Raw genomic sequence first — 15,519 nt, 5'->3', positions numbered from 1 at the left:
ATCCTAAAGATACTCAAAATTGAAAGCAATTCACAACTGTTTCGAGTTTCACCAGTGGGTTGAAGAAGTTGTGTTATATCCTAAAGATACTCAAAATTGAAAGCAATTCACAACCTTATCAGGTCAGGGATATAAGCACCTTAAGTTGTGTTATATCCTAAAGATACTCAAAATTGAAAGCAATTCACAACCAAGAAGAGTATACGACATTGGTTTATAACGTTGTGTTATATCCTAAAGATACTCAAAATTGAAAGCAATTCACAACCACGTAGCTTGTCGTTAACACATGACTTGTGTTGTGTTATATCCTAAAGATACTCAAAATTGAAAGCAATTCACAACATTCACCCAATGTCTTTAATTTTTATTACAGTTGTGTTATATCCTAAAGATACTCAAAATTGAAAGCAATTCACAACAGCCTCTTATAAAAGTTAGTTTTGCAGGAAGTTGTGTTATATCCTAAAGATACTCAAAATTGAAAGCAATTCACAACATACAAGGTAGAAAGAGATATGAATTTGACGTTGTGTTATATCCTAAAGATACTCAAAATTGAAAGCAATTCACAACCTGAGACAGCAACCCCTGTATCTATAAACTGTTGTGTTATATCCTAAAGATACTCAAAATTGAAAGCAATTCACAACCATTAACTACAATACAAACATACAAACCTAGTTGTGTTATATCCTAAAGATACTCAAAATTGAAAGCAATTCACAACCAAAAGAGACAAGAGTTTATTTACAATTGCGTTGTGTTATATCCTAAAGATACTCAAAATTGAAAGCAATTCACAACGGGAAATGGTATATTATAAAACCTATAGAAGTTGTGTTATATCCTAAAGATACTCAAAATTGAAAGCAATTCACAACGGGGTAGCTCTTATAGCTCTAGGATCAGTTGTTGTGTTATATCCTAAAGATACTCAAAATTGAAAGCAATTCACAACTGGAAAATGAATACAACAGTCCCGAAGCACGTTGTGTTATATCCTAAAGATACTCAAAATTGAAAGCAATTCACAACGCTCATGGCGAAAAGACTACTTTACCTCTGGTTGTGTTATATCCTAAAGATACTCAAAATTGAAAGCAATTCACAACTTATGGCGCATTGACACCAGTCAATCAAAAGTTGTGTTATATCCTAAAGATACTCAAAATTGAAAGCAATTCACAACGGTCTTGGCGAAAAGATTATTTTACCTCTGGTTGTGTTATATCCTAAAGATACTCAAAATTGAAAGGAATTCACAACATAAATGCTAACACCGTGCCAACTTCATTAGTTGTGTTATATCCTAAAGATACTCAAAATTGAAAGCAATTCACAACTGGAGAACGAATACAACAGCCCCGAAGCACGTTGTGTTATATCCTAAAGATACTCAAAATTGAAAGCAATTCACAACAAGAGATTGGAAGATCAACTGGCAAAGTTGGTTGTGTTATATCCTAAAGATACTCAAAATTGAAAGCAATTCACAACGGACGCAGCTGACAGAGCGCAGCGCAGCGAGTTGTGTTATATCCTAAAGATACTCAAAATTGAAAGCAATTCACAACTACACGTACGCAAGAGGTCATATTGAGAGGGTTGTGTTATATCCTAAAGATACTCAAAATTGAAAGCAATTCACAACACAATGATAGTCATCAGAAAACTACCTGTAGTTGTGTTATATCTTAAAGATACTCAAAATTGAAAGCAATTCACAACTATTGTTGTCTCTCCATAGAATACCCGGGTGTTGTGTTATATCCTAAAGATACTCAAAATTGAAAGCAATTCACAACCATAGATGTCCTTCTTCGGCTTAAATCCTGGTTGTGTTATATCTTAAAGATACTCAAAATTGAAAGCAATTCACAACTTGACCTAATGATGTCAATATTGTTAATCTGTTGTGTTATATCTTAAAGATACTCAAAATTGAAAGCAATTCACAACAGTTGACGAACGGATCTCTGTCGAGCTAGCGTTATTGTAAATATCATTAAATCAAAGAACCGACCGTATGAAAGCTCAACCTTTACGATCGCGGACAGTTTATAATAAAGCAATACCTAAATCTACTCAAAAAATAATACATTCCATATGCGTAGTTATTCAAATTTTACCAGCTGCGGAATCCGTATTTCGTTACAAAGTTCTATCTTTGTGCTTCATATAGATTAGACAATGAATATTTCATATAACTGGTTAAAGAATTTTGTTGATATAAAGGATAAGACTCCTGAGCAAATCTCTCATATTTTGACAGATATTGGTCTGGAAGTAGAAGTGTTGGAAACGGTTCAGAGCATACCCGGAGGATTGGAAGGTCTTGTTGTAGGGGAAGTGAAGACTTGTGAACAACATCCCAATGCGGATCGTCTTCGTGTCACAACTGTAGATGTAGGACGTGAAGAATTGTTGCACATCGTCTGCGGTGCACCGAATGTAGCTGCCGGACAAAAAGTAATAGTAGCTACTGTAGGAACTACTGTGCATCCGCTGGAAGGAGAACCTTTTAAAATCAATAAATCTAAAATCCGTGGTGAAGTATCAGAAGGGATGATCTGTGCAGAAGATGAAATTGGGTTGGGCAAATCGCATGATGGTATCCTGGTGCTACCTGCTGATACACAGGTAGGACAGACAGCCCGTGATTATTTTCACATTACAGATGATTACCGTTATGAAATCGGTCTGACTCCCAATCGTGCTGATGCCGCTTCTCACTTAGGAGTAGCGCGTGATTTAGCGGGTTTTTTCAGAACTTCATTTACATTACCGGATATTTCTGCATTTCAGTCAGCTGGAAGTGCTGTGCAAACTGTAGTTTCCGTCAGAAATACAGATGCTGCACCCCGTTATACAGGTGTAAATATTTCAGGAGTGACAGTAAAAGAATCTCCGGATTGGTTGAAAGAAAAACTGAATGTTATCGGTATTCGTCCGATTAACAATATTGTGGATGTTACCAATTATGTACTTCATGATCTGGGACAACCTCTGCATGCCTTTGATGCTGATCAGATTGCCGGTCAGCAGGTCATTGTGCGTAATGCTGCAGAAGGAGAAGCTTTTACAACTTTAGACGGAGTTGCACGTACCTTGTCCGCAGAAGATCTGGTTATTGCAGATGCAGAAAAACCAATGTGTATAGCCGGTGTATTCGGTGGCTTACATTCCGGAGTAAGTGCTTCTACCGTTAATATATTTTTAGAAAGCGCATATTTCAATCCCGTATCTGTCCGTAAAACAGCGAAAAGACATGCGTTGAAAACGGACTCTTCTTTCCGTTTTGAGAGAGGAACCGATCCGAATATGACAGAATTTGCACTCAAACGTGCTGCATTATTGATTCTTGAAGTTGCAGGAGGCACAGTGAGTTCAGCGATTACAGACCTGTATCCTGATCCGGTCTCTCCGTTCGAGTTTACGGTCAATTATGCGAATGTACAACGTCTTATCGGTAAAGCGATTCCGAAGGAAGATATTCGCTCCATCATTACCTCTCTTGGAATCACTGTTGCAAAAGAAAATGAACATGAACTGCTGGTACAGGTACCTCCTTTTAAAGTAGATGTAACCCGTGAAGTGGATATTGTAGAAGAAGTTCTGCGTATATACGGTTACAATAATATAGAGATCAAACAGCAGATCAATGCCTCTTTAAATACTTCGGAAAAACCGGACAGAGAAGTGGTATTGAATCAGGTTGCGGATTTATTGATTGCTAATGGTTATAATGAGATTTTATCGAATTCATTGACCAAATCTGAATATGTGGATGATGTGGATACAGCCGTGAAATTGTTAAACCCGTTAAGCAGCGATCTGGATACAATGCGTCAGAATCTGGTATTTTCTGCTTTGACAGCAGTGTCTTACAACCAGAAGAGAAAAAGTACAGATCTGAAATTCTTTGAATTCGGGCGTACTTACCACTTACTGGAAGAAGGTTATCAGGAAAGGCAACATCTTGGACTCGCTCTTGCAGGAAGACAAACCGGCGAAAAATGGAGTGGAGAAGCAAAGCCTGTTTCATTTTACAACATTAAAGCTGCTGTGGATACTATTATCCGCAGATTGAATATACAGGGACTTGAAGTCGTAGATACAGATTCTACCTATTTCGATTACGGATTATCATATAAAAAGGGGCAGAAAACATTAGTTGCATTTGGTGCAGTAGCACAGTCTAATCTGAAAAAGGCGGATGTAGACGGACAGGTGTTTTTTGCTGATTTTGACTGGGATCAGGTGCTGAAAGTAATTCGAAAAAATAGCATTAAATACAAGGAAGTTTCCAAATTTCCGGCTGTTCGCCGTGATCTGGCATTGCTTGTTGATGAGGCTGTTACATTTGAAAAACTCCGCCAGGTGGCAGTTAAAACGGAGCGTAAGTTGCTTACAGAAGTCAATATTTTTGATGTCTATAAAGGCGATAAACTGCCTCAGGGTAAGAAATCATATGCCTTAAGCTTTGTTTTGCAGGATGAAGAAAAAACTTTGGCAGACAAACAAATTGACGCTATAGTTCAAAAATTAATTCTTAACTTTGAGAAAGAATTAGGCGCAGTAGTGCGCTAATAGTGGAGTATAACTTTAATTGCAGTAAATAAGTATGGCATCTTTATCAACACAAATGAATATTATCGTTGAGAAAACGAAAAATTTAATTCAATTGTGTGAAGCCTTGCAGGAAGAGAATGATTTACTTAAATTAGAAGTGCAATCGTTACAGGTGGCTTTGGATACAAGCTCCGAAAAAGTAAAGCAGACAGAAGAAAAGGTGAAAGCGCTTGCTGTAGCGCGTACTTTGGAAGATTCGAATGTGGATAAAGACGCAATAAATGAGAAAATACTTGACACGAAGCAAAAAATTAACGATTTTGTTAAAGAAATAGACAAGTGCATAGGCTTATTGAAGTAAGATAACGGAGATAAGGAAGTACAAAAACAGCATTTGTTTACTATAAGCTCAAAGGAAAAATGGGAGATATTTCCATAAAAATAAATATCGCTGATCGGGTATATCCGTTGAAAGTGGATGCAGGTGAGGAGGAGATTATCCGTCATGCAGCGAAATTGGTTAATGAGAGAATAAAAGAACTACAAGACAACTATGCAGTTCGGGATAAACAGGATTTATTATCTATGTGTGTCCTGCAATATGCAACAGGGATGTTGAAAGCCGAAAAAAATGCACAAAACCACGAAGAAGGGGTAGAGCAGGCTGTTCATGAACTGGATCAGTTGTTGACAGGTTTCTTTAATAAATAACAAAATCGTTCTTATACAACGCTTTGTAACTACGAATTTGCCGCAATTAAATTCGGGTTGTCACTATTTTAAACTTAACGCTTCAATATCACGGGCGAAAAAAAGATGTAGACCATTTTGCGTAAGCCATCTAGGTCATGATCAATCGCTTAATCATGTGTAATGGAAGTTTAATAATACTTGGTACCCGTTTATATTTAATTGCGGTTTTTTTTTGCAAAAATTTTAAATCAAAACATATAGAAACAATTTTTATCAACTAATATAACACACATAAAAACAAATGAATATACAGATCATAATAGCAATCACAATCATAGTTTCCCTCGTCGTGGGTGTTCTGATTGGCCGTTATGTGCTGCAAATGTTGTTTAAAAGGCAAGAACAAGCTGCACATGAAAACGCCAGGAAAATCGTGAAGGAGGCAGAACAGGAAGGGGAGCATATCAAAAAGAAAAGACTTCTGGAAGCAAAAGAGAAGTTTTTACAACTAAAAGCTGAACATGAAAAAGAAGTAAATCAGCGTAATAATACCATTGTCCAAAAAGAGAATGCTACCCGCCAGAAGGAGCAGTCTATTAACCAGAAGCTGGAAAACCTGAACCGCGAGAAACAAGAACTGGACAATACTAAAAAGCAATTGGAAAAACTTGTAGAGCTGAATGAGAAGAAAAGCGAAGAAGTGGACCATTTGAAATCTCAACAAATCAAACAACTTGAAAATATTGCCGGAGTAACGGCTGAAGAAGCCAAAAATCAGCTGGTTGATTCTTTACGTGAAGAAGCCCGTTCTCAGGCGATGATTCAGATCAAGGATGTCGTAGATGAAGCCAAACTGACGGCAACAAAAGAAGCTAAGAAAGTCGTTATTCAGACTATTCAGCGTACAGCAACCGAATCGGCTATCGAAAATACCGTTTCCATCTTTAACATCGAAAATGATGAGATCAAAGGACGTATTATCGGTCGTGAAGGTCGTAATATACGTGCTCTGGAAGCCGCTACCGGAGTTGAAATCATTGTAGATGACACACCGGAGGCTATCATTCTGTCAGGCTTTGATCCGGTACGCCGTGAAATTGCCCGTCTGGCTTTACACCGTCTGGTGACTGATGGACGTATTCACCCGGCGAGAATCGAAGAGGTAGTCGCAAAAACAAGAACACAGATCGAAGATGAAATCGTAGAGATCGGTGAGCGTACAGCTATAGATCTGGGTATACATGGTCTTCATCCGGAACTGATCCGTATGGTAGGACGTATGCGTTACCGTTCGTCTTACGGACAAAACCTGTTGCAGCACTCTCGTGAAGTTGCCAATTTTGCAGCAACAATGGCAGCAGAACTGGGATTGAATGTGAAACTTGCCAAGCGTGCAGGTCTGTTGCATGATATTGGAAAAGTGCCTGATGATAATCCTGAACTGCCGCACGCAATTTTAGGAATGCAGCTGGCCGAAAAATATAAAGAACATCCTGATGTCTGTAATGCGATCGGAGCTCACCATGATGAAATCGAAATGACTTCATTGATCTCTCCGGTAGTACAGGCTTGTGATGCGATCTCAGGCGCCCGTCCGGGAGCTCGTCGTGAGGTAGTGGAAAGCTATATCAAGCGTCTGAAAGAACTGGAGGATCTTGCGCTGTCATACCCAGGCGTGGAGAAAACATTTGCTATCCAGGCGGGACGTGAATTACGCGTTGTCGTTGAAAGTGAAAAAGTAACAGATGCGCAGGCTGAAATTCTGGCTGCAGATATTTCTAACCGTATTCAAACGGAAATGACTTATCCGGGACAGATTAAAGTGACCGTAATTCGGGAAACACGTTCTGTGGCTTACGCGAAATAAGAAGATAATAGATAAAAAAGGAGAGCTGTCTGAGGGAATTATTCTTTCAGACAGCTTCTTTCTGTTAAAAGAGTCTCATGAGTAATAAAAAGAAAAACAAACCGAGTCCTGTTCCTCAGGAAGTTTTAAGACCAGTAGATATTTATTTCAAAGAGTTATCAACCGTATTTGCAAATCCTCAAAACAGAGGATTGTATGCTGTTTTTTTAACTTTATTTTTCTTTGGACTAATGGGACTGATCTGGATGATTCCTTTCCCGCAGTTTGATTTTATGGTCAAAATGGGATGGCATACTTTTCTTAACTGGGGATCAATTTTTATTGCTGTTATCGTTTATTCTTATCTTCGTCTGGCACCTACGTTGTCTTATGCTATGTTGATTGAGATCGGTATTATGAGCTTTTTTATTGTTCAGCTGGAATACCTGGAAAGAGCAGGAGGTCCCGCAGTATGGTTGATCACCGGACTCATTATGCTGGTTTCACTTGCTGTACTGATTGCCTTGACAAAAAGAGAAGCAGGTCCTGTATCAAGCAATAGCCTGATACGGTTAATCACTATAGGGCCGATATGGTTATGGAGTTTTGTTTTTAAGAAACTTAAACTAAAGTTTTAATTCTTACATCCTCTTTTGTAATGCCGGTGAGGACACCGGCAGACGCATACTACTTATTTCCTGATATCTGCTTTGTTACTGAGTGATTTGATAAGCTCTCTGCAATTGATAAAATGAATTTCTAAGCAATGTATAGGAGCTTTCTTTGTAAGGCCTGTAAGGATAGCAGCAGACGCATACTACATTCCTGATGTCTGCTTTGCTACTGAGTGATTTGATAAGCTCTCCGCGTCAATTGGTGTCCCCACCAATTGATAAAATAAGTTTCTAAGTAAAGTAGAGGAGCTTTCTTTGTAATGCCTATAAGGACAGCGGCAGACGTATACTACTTCTTTCCTGATGCCTGCTTTGCTATTGCGTGATTTGATTACAGCCGCTGCGTCAATTGGTGTCCTCACCAATTGATAAAATAAATTTCTAAGCAAAGTAGAGGAGCTTTTTTGTAATGCCAGTGAGGCCAGCGGCAGATGTATACTACTTATTTCCTAATGTCTACTTTGCTATTGCGTGATTTGATTACACCCCACTGCGTCAATTGGTGTCCCCACCAATTGATAAAATAAGTTTCTAAGCAACGTATAGGAGCTTTCTTTGTAATGCCTGTAAGAACACCGGCAAACGCCTACGACATATTTCCTGATGTCTGCTTTGCTATTGCGTGATTTGATTACAGCCCGCTGCGTCAATTGGTGTCCTAATCAGTTGCAGTGTATGTAGAGTATTTATTTTTAGTGCCAGTAAGTACCCTGATAACTTTACACGTACATAATTGCTCTTCATTCCGGTGTACAACCTAAACAATTTGCTACCTTTTATTGTCTTATACTAAATATAGCATAAGAAAGGAAGCCCGGGATTATATGAAATTACTATCTGTGACTAGCAAAGGTCTGTATTGTAAACAAGCGAATATTTATATTGATCCATGGAAACCTGTTGATAATGCCCTGATTACCCATGCACATAGTGATCATGCACGCTGGGGGATGGGACACTACTGGTGTCATCCGGACAGTATTCCGATATTGCGTCTGCGTCTTGGGGTAGAAAACAATGTTACCGGCATGGAATACGGTGAGGTAATGTCCGTCAACGGGGTAAAGATAAGTCTGCATCCTGCAGGACATATTATCGGCTCGGCTCAGGTACGTCTGGAATATCAGGGAGAAGTCTGGGTATTTACAGGTGACTATAAATGGAGTGAGGATGGTCTTTCACAACCTTTTGAATTGCTCAAGTGTGATCATTTTATCACAGAATCTACATTTGGACTGCCGGTGTATCATTTTCCTTCTGCATTTGATGTGTATGAAGACATCAACCGCTGGTGGAAGCAGAATCAGGATAAAGGATTAAATACAGTATTGTTGGGGTATTCTCTAGGAAAGGCACAAAACATATTAAAACATCTGGATACCTCTATCGGTGAGATATACCTGCACGGAGCTGTAGCGAATGTTAATCAGGCACTACAGGAGGTGGGGTATCAGTTCCCGGGACAACGGATTCTTGCGGAGACGGATCGATCCGCCATAAAGGGTGCGCTTATTGTTGCACCGCCATCTGCAATGGATACTCCCTGGATACGGAAATTAAGACCCTACAAGATCGCCATGTGCAGCGGTTGGATGCAATTGCGCGGAGCCAGAAGAAGAAGAGGAGTGGATCAGGGATTTGTCCTGTCCGATCACTGCGACTGGTCACAGCTTAATGCAGCTGTACAGGAAACTGGTGCCGGCCACGTGTATGTAACACATGGTTACGAAGCAGTATTTTCAAAATGGGTCAATGAACATCTGGGTGTAAAAGCATCTGTTTTCAAAACACTGTTTCATGATCAGGAAGAGGAGGATATGGAATGAAAGATTTTGTAGAACTCTTCGAAGCACTGGACAGTACAACCCGGACAAATGAAAAAATTGAAGCCATTCATCATTATCTGATAAATGCCAGACAGGAGGATCAGCTGTTTGGAATAGCATTGCTAATGGGTAATAAACCAAAACGTCCTGTCAAGACCAGTTTATTAAAAGTATGGGCTGCAGAACTGGCCGATATTCCACTGTGGCTTCTGGATGAAAGCTACTACATTGTGGGGGATCTTGCCGAAAGTCTGGCTTTGGTATTACCGGCATCAAATACAGCAATTACATTTGAATTGCATACCATCTATCAGCAATTGATAAACCTGTATGGGCAGCCGGAAAATGTACAGAAAGAAGTGATTTTGGGATATTGGACACAATTATCCGGCACAGCACTTTTTCTTTTTAATAAGTTTCTGACCGGAAATTTTCGGGTTGGGGTATCCAAAAAGATCGTAGGAAAAGGGCTTGCCCGTTATCTGGAAATGGAAGAGGCTGTTGTGGAGCACCGGCTTATGGGGAAATGGAGTCCGCTTACTGAGCAGATGGATTCTTTATTTTTCAGTGATCTGAATGAAGATAAGCATTTTCTACCTTATCCCTTTTATCTGGCTTATGCGATTGATTCTCCGGTAGAAGAGCTGGGTGATCTCGAAGACTGGATATTGGAGCCTAAGCTGGATGGTATCCGCGGACAGCTTATTATCCGAAAAGACGAACTTTTTGTCTGGAGCAGAGGGGAAGATCTGATGACGGAGAAATTTCCGGAATTTCATAAATTAAAAGACCTGCTTCCAAACGGTACGGTGATCGATGGCGAAGTTATCCCCTGGAAGGAGGGCACACCCCTTGATTTTAATATTATGCAGACCCGTATAGGACGCAAAAATCTGTCTGCTAAAACATTGGCTGATGCTCCGTTAGTGATGGTGTGCTATGATCTTCTGGAATGGGAAGGGAAGGATCTGAGAGCACTTCCATTAGCGGAAAGACGTAATCTTCTGCAACATGTGCTGGATACAGCCGGTGTTGCTGATGTCCTGTTGCTGTCTCCGGCTTTACAGTTCAGTGCCTGGGAGGAAGCAGCATCTTACAGAGCACATGCAAGGGAACATAATGCGGAGGGACTTATGATCAAGCGCAAGTCAAGTCCCTATGAAACAGGACGGAAAAGGGGGAACTGGTGGAAGTGGAAAACGGATCCTATGACGATAGACGGGGTATTGATTTATGCACAGTCCGGACATGGGCGAAGGGCAAATTTGTTTACCGATTACACCTTTGCTGTTTGGGATGGAGAGCAATTAGTACCTTTTGCGAAAGCATATTCAGGATTGACAGACAAGGAGCTGATTAGTATGGATAACTGGATCAAACGGAATACAATTGAAAAATTCGGACCAGTAAGAAGTGTCAAAGCGGAAATGGTCTTTGAGCTGGCATTTGAAGGGATTAATCTCAGCAGCCGGCATAAATCGGGTGTCGCTTTGCGGTTTCCCCGGATTCTGCGATGGCGAAAGGATAAATTAGCAAAAGATGCGAATACAAAACAAGATTTGTTGGACTTAATCGATTCGTTGAAATGAATCAGTTTGCAGACGTATGGTTTCATAATCAGGGATGGAAGGCTCATGGTTTTCAACAGCAAACCTGGAAAGCTATTCGTGAAGGAAATTCCGGATTGCTAAATGCCCCTACAGGATACGGGAAAACATTTGCTGTATGGTTTGGAATTCTGGATCATTATTATGCGCATCATTCTGTCGCTAAGAATAAGAAATTACATACACTTTGGATCACGCCTTTACGGGCCTTGTCCAAAGAAATCTATAAAGCTGCAAATGCAGTTTCGGAAGAACTGGATCTGGATTATACTATTGAATTACGTACGGGTGATACCACTGCATCGGTTCGTCAGCGACAACGTAAGACTCCTCCGCAGGCCATGATTACCACACCGGAAAGTGTGCATCTGCTGCTGGCATCCAAAGACAGTACCGCGTATTTCAAATCACTGGAATTTATTGTCATTGATGAATGGCACGAATTGTTAGGCAGCAAGCGTGGGGTGTTGGTAGAGTTGGCTTTAAGCCGGCTTAAGGCCATCAATCCGCGATTGAAGATATGGGGCATTTCCGCTACTATAGGTAATCTGGCAGAGGCAAAGGATATCTTGCTGGGTATAGAAAATACCGGTGTAATGGTCAAAGCAGATATTAAAAAGAAACTTCATATCGAGACTGTTCTGCCGGATTCACTAGAGAAATTTCCGTGGGCCGGACATTTAGGAATCCGGTTACTGGATAAGGTCATTCCAATCATTAACGCACATCAGTCGACCCTGATATTTACCAATACAAGGTCTCAGGCTGAAATATGGTATCAGCAGATTATTCTGAACTACCCCGAATTTGCAGGATTACTGGCAATCCATCATGGTTCACTGAGTGATGAGATTCGGTTTTGGGTGGAAGAAGCACTACATGAAGGCCGATTAAAAGCGGTGGTCTGTACCAGTAGCCTGGATCTGGGAGTAGATTTTCGACCGGTGGATTGTGTGGTGCAGGTAGGCTCTCCAAAAGGAGTAGCGCGTTTTTTACAGCGTGCAGGCCGTTCGGGACACCGGCCGGATGAGACTTCAAAAATCTATTATGTACCTACGAATTCGCTTGAAATTATAGAAGGAGATTCGCTGAAATATGCTGTAAAAGAGCATATAGTCGAACAGCGCATACCTTATATCCGGAGCTTTGATGTGCTGATTCAGTATTTAATGACACTGGCTGTAGGGGATGGATTTGATGCAGATCAGATTTTTGCGGAAATCGTGCAGACACACTGTTATGCATCGGTATCCCGGTCAGAATTTGATGAATGTATGGCGATGCTTATTCACGGGGGTAAATCACTTACAGCTTATGACGATTTTCACCGTCTGGAATATATTGACGGATTGTATAAAGTTACATCACGAAAACTGGCTATGCGACACCGGCTTAGTATTGGTGCGATTGTATCCGATGCCATGATGCGGGTTCGGTTTATGAATGGCAAGTATCTGGGGTCCATAGAAGAATCCTTTATCTCCAGACTGAAGGAAGGCGAGGTGTTCTGGTTCTCCGGAAGGCAGCTGGAATTGCTGCATACCAGAGGAATGGACGTGACCGTTAAACCTTCTACAAAAAAGAAAGGAGTAGTACCGTCGTGGATGGGTGGACGCTTTTCCATATCTCCCGATCTGGGAGATGCGATCCGTCATAGTTTTCAGCATATTCAGAAAAGGAGTTATCAAAGTGAAGAGATCCGCTTTTTACAACCTCTTTTTAAGGAACAGAAGGTTCGCTCTGCTTTGCCGGTAGAAGACGAGCTGCTGGTCGAATATATGGAAACCCGATATGGACACCATTTATTTGTTTATCCTTTTGAAGGCAAGCTTGTGCATGAAGGAATGTCTCAGGTCATCGCTTACAGGTTGGGTAAGATTCAGCCTGCGACCTTTAGTATTGCTACAAATGAGTATGGATTCGAACTGGTCTCCGAAACGAAATTTGATATTACTCTTCCTTTATTACAAAAAGTATTTTCACCCGAGCATCTGCATTTGGATCTGTCAAGCGGAATCAATGTGCAGGAGATGGCCAGACGGCGCTTCAGGGATATCGCAGGGATTGCAGGACTGGTTTTTCAGGGATTTCCCGGTAAGAATGTGAAAACCAAACATCTGCAGGCTAATTCAGGTTTGTTTTTTTCTGTATTTCAGGATTATGATCCTCATAATCTGCTGTTGAGAGAGGCCTATGATGAAGTATTTGATTTTCAGCTGGAGGAAGGACGTATGCAGACTGCTTTCAACCGGATCAGTGGACACCGTATTATATTGACACATCCTGAAAAGCTGACTCCTTTCGCTTTTCCCGTTTTTTCCGAATCTTTCCGCGAACGTTACAGTAATGAAGATTGGCAAAGCCGTTTGGAAAAACTGAAAATGCAGTTAACTTTGGAGTAATGGCAAAGAAGATTGTATTGAATGGATTAGATTGCTTTTTACTGCCTCAGAAAGTACTGTATATTCCCTTTTATCATTTGTTGGTCGTGTCAGACTGGCATTTGGGCAAGATGAAACATTTTCGGAAGGAGGGATTATTTGTGCCTCCTGTAGAAGTAGAAGAAGAAATCAGCCGCCTGGAATTGTTATTGCAGGAGCTGATGGTAGAACGGGTAATATTACTGGGCGATTTGTTTCATTCAGACTGGAATGAAGACTGGACAGCATTTGCTATGTTTACACATCGCTATCCGAAAATCAGTTTTTTGCTTACCCGTGGTAATCATGATATTTTGGTAGATACGCACTGGGCTGAAGCACGTTTACAGATTATTCCACAATATATTCTGGCTGAAGGACTGCTGTTTTCGCACGAACCTGTTGCAGATTTGCCCGCTTACATGTTCAATATTGTAGGACACCTGCATCCCGGATGTGTCGTCAGAGGAAAGGGCCGGCAACAGTTCAGGCTTCCATGTTTCCATTTGAAAAACAATGTTCTCACCTTGCCGGCCTATGGCAAATGGACAGGGTTGCATATATTGCCGAAAGAGGATAATGCTCGTTTTTTTTCTGTTATTTATGATGAGGTCGTCGAAATAAAAGAGTTTGCTTAACTTCAGTATAGCAGATTGCAGCCCTGCAAAATAGCTTATTATACCTGTTAAATCTTTCTTTTGATATGCTGTAAAAGTGCTATCTTTAATCCATATAAACTTGAAAATTATGGGATTGTTAGATAAAATCAGAAATGAATTTATAGATATCATCGAGTGGGTGGATGATACCAAAGACACCATTGTCTGGAAATTTCCACGCTATCAGAATGAGATAAAAATGGGTGCACAGCTTACTGTACGCGAAGGTCAGGCTGCTGTATTTATGAATGAGGGACGTATTGCCGATGTGTATTATTCCGGGCGATATGAACTTTCAACACAGAACATGCCTATTATGACGACTTTACAGGGCTGGAAATATGGTTTCAACAGTCCTTTCAAAGCAGACGTTTTTTTTGTGAGTCTGCGACAGTTTGTGAATCAGAAATGGGGAACCAACAATCCTATTATGCTCAGAGATGCCGAATTCGGTCCGGTACGGCTGCGTGCATTTGGTAACTATGCTTTCAGTGTCAAAGATCCCGGCTTGTTTATCAAAACAATTTCTGCAACCAATCCTACATTTACGGTAGATGATATAAATGAACAGCTGCGTAATATTGCGGTTACCCGTGGTATGGATGCTGTAGCCGAATCCAAAATTCCGATTCTTGATCTGGCCTCTAATTATGATGAAGTATCAGGTCTTATTCAACAAAAAATAAGCCCTGAATTTGAAGAGATCGGATTGCTGCTTAATAAATTCTTAATAGAAAATGTCTCCCTTCCGGATGAAGTAGAAAAGGTACTGGACAAACGCAGCAGTATGGGAATTGTGGGAGATTTGGGAGCATATGCACAGTATCAGGCGGCCAATGCAATGGAAAAAGCTGCTGAGAATCCAAGTAGTGGCGGATTGATGGGTGCCGGCATGGGTGCGGGACTAGGAATGGGAATGGCCGGTAATATGGCCGGAGTTTTTCAGGAACGTAAGTTTGAGGGTAATCAGCCTGCTGCTCAGGAAGCTGGGGCAGTTCCGCCACCGTTACCTGTGCAAGTTGCTTACTATGTCGCAGTCAACAATAAGCAGGAGGGACCATTTGATATGACACAGCTCAAAGAGATGATTGCAGGTGGCAGACTGACTTCAAATATGTTGGTTTGGAAAGCCGGATTTGACAATTGGATTGCGGCATCGCAGACGACAGACCTTGCTCAGTTGTTCCAGCAGACTCCTCCTCCGATACCAGGCGCCTAA

At 40.9% G+C, this 15,519-nt stretch carries 10 protein-coding genes and 1 CRISPR repeat array (1 of these 11 only partly in view); all 10 genes read left to right on the top strand.

Features of this window, described 5'->3' with window-relative positions:
* Positions 1–1,962: direct repeats of the CRISPR family, unit length 47 nt; unit sequence GTTGTGTTATATCCTAAAGATACTCAAAATTGAAAGCAATTCACAAC (it extends 1,164 nt beyond the left edge of the window).
* A 231-nt stretch (positions 1,963–2,193) separates the two neighbouring features.
* The 10 genes from pheT to B4B65_RS20035 all read left to right on the top strand — a co-directional run bounded on the left by pheT (position 2,194) and on the right by B4B65_RS20035 (position 15,519).
* The gene (pheT, locus tag B4B65_RS20080) at positions 2,194–4,593 is read left to right on the top strand and encodes a phenylalanine--tRNA ligase subunit beta (protein WP_293918284.1); all 2,400 of its coding nucleotides are present in this window, start codon (positions 2,194–2,196) and stop codon (positions 4,591–4,593) included.
* Positions 4,594–4,627: 34 nt separating this feature from the next.
* Positions 4,628–4,936 carry a hypothetical protein gene (locus B4B65_RS20075; protein ID WP_003004875.1) on the top strand — a complete coding sequence of 103 codons (309 nt, stop codon included), beginning with the start codon at positions 4,628–4,630 and terminating at the stop codon, positions 4,934–4,936.
* A gap of 59 nt (positions 4,937–4,995) precedes the next feature.
* Positions 4,996–5,286 (top strand): cell division protein ZapA, encoded by a 291-nt coding sequence (locus B4B65_RS20070; RefSeq protein WP_002999122.1) that lies wholly within the window; start codon positions 4,996–4,998, stop codon positions 5,284–5,286.
* A 283-nt stretch (positions 5,287–5,569) separates the two neighbouring features.
* Positions 5,570–7,135, top strand: a complete 1,566-nt coding sequence (gene rny, locus B4B65_RS20065) for a ribonuclease Y (protein ID WP_201678345.1) — start codon at positions 5,570–5,572, stop codon at positions 7,133–7,135.
* Between the two features lie 77 nt (positions 7,136–7,212).
* Positions 7,213–7,752: a hypothetical protein gene (locus tag B4B65_RS20060; RefSeq protein WP_293918280.1), complete on the top strand. Its 540-nt coding sequence runs from the start codon at positions 7,213–7,215 to the stop codon at positions 7,750–7,752.
* 860 nt (positions 7,753–8,612) lie between these two features.
* Complete coding sequence (locus tag B4B65_RS20055) at positions 8,613–9,614, top strand: ligase-associated DNA damage response exonuclease (protein ID WP_293918278.1); 1,002 nt, start codon at positions 8,613–8,615, stop codon at positions 9,612–9,614.
* Positions 9,611–11,203, top strand: coding sequence for an ATP-dependent DNA ligase (locus B4B65_RS20050; protein WP_293918276.1), 1,593 nt, complete (start codon positions 9,611–9,613; stop codon positions 11,201–11,203). The genes B4B65_RS20055 and B4B65_RS20050 overlap by 4 nt, the downstream gene beginning before the upstream one ends.
* Entirely contained in the window at positions 11,200–13,623 is a 2,424-nt protein-coding gene (locus tag B4B65_RS20045; RefSeq protein ID WP_293918274.1) for a ligase-associated DNA damage response DEXH box helicase, read from the top strand. Before B4B65_RS20050 ends, B4B65_RS20045 begins: the two co-directional genes overlap by 4 nt.
* Positions 13,623–14,279, top strand: coding sequence for a ligase-associated DNA damage response endonuclease PdeM (gene pdeM, locus B4B65_RS20040; RefSeq protein ID WP_293918272.1), 657 nt, complete (start codon positions 13,623–13,625; stop codon positions 14,277–14,279). Before B4B65_RS20045 ends, pdeM begins: the two co-directional genes overlap by 1 nt.
* Positions 14,280–14,388: 109 nt before the next feature.
* The gene (locus tag B4B65_RS20035; RefSeq protein WP_293918270.1) at positions 14,389–15,519 is read left to right on the top strand and encodes an SPFH domain-containing protein; all 1,131 of its coding nucleotides are present in this window, start codon (positions 14,389–14,391) and stop codon (positions 15,517–15,519) included.

The sequence above is a fragment of the Sphingobacterium sp. UBA5789 genome, assembly GCF_002418355.1.
Classification (GTDB): domain Bacteria; phylum Bacteroidota; class Bacteroidia; order Sphingobacteriales; family Sphingobacteriaceae; genus Sphingobacterium.
This window is presented reverse-complemented; position numbering and strand designations above follow the sequence as displayed.

Excerpts from the sequence above, each read along its gene's own strand:
- pheT (WP_293918284.1), top strand. The coding sequence starts at position 2,194 with ATGAATATTTCATATAACTGGTTAAAGAATTTTGTTGATATAAAGGAT.
- B4B65_RS20075 (WP_003004875.1), top strand. The coding sequence starts at position 4,628 with ATGGCATCTTTATCAACACAAATGAATATTATCGTTGAGAAAACGAAA.
- B4B65_RS20070 (WP_002999122.1), top strand. The coding sequence starts at position 4,996 with ATGGGAGATATTTCCATAAAAATAAATATCGCTGATCGGGTATATCCG.
- rny (WP_201678345.1), top strand. The coding sequence starts at position 5,570 with ATGAATATACAGATCATAATAGCAATCACAATCATAGTTTCCCTCGTC.
- B4B65_RS20060 (WP_293918280.1), top strand. The coding sequence starts at position 7,213 with ATGAGTAATAAAAAGAAAAACAAACCGAGTCCTGTTCCTCAGGAAGTT.
- B4B65_RS20055 (WP_293918278.1), top strand. The coding sequence starts at position 8,613 with ATGAAATTACTATCTGTGACTAGCAAAGGTCTGTATTGTAAACAAGCG.
- B4B65_RS20050 (WP_293918276.1), top strand. The coding sequence starts at position 9,611 with ATGAAAGATTTTGTAGAACTCTTCGAAGCACTGGACAGTACAACCCGG.
- B4B65_RS20045 (WP_293918274.1), top strand. The coding sequence starts at position 11,200 with ATGAATCAGTTTGCAGACGTATGGTTTCATAATCAGGGATGGAAGGCT.
- pdeM (WP_293918272.1), top strand. The coding sequence starts at position 13,623 with ATGGCAAAGAAGATTGTATTGAATGGATTAGATTGCTTTTTACTGCCT.
- B4B65_RS20035 (WP_293918270.1), top strand. The coding sequence starts at position 14,389 with ATGGGATTGTTAGATAAAATCAGAAATGAATTTATAGATATCATCGAG.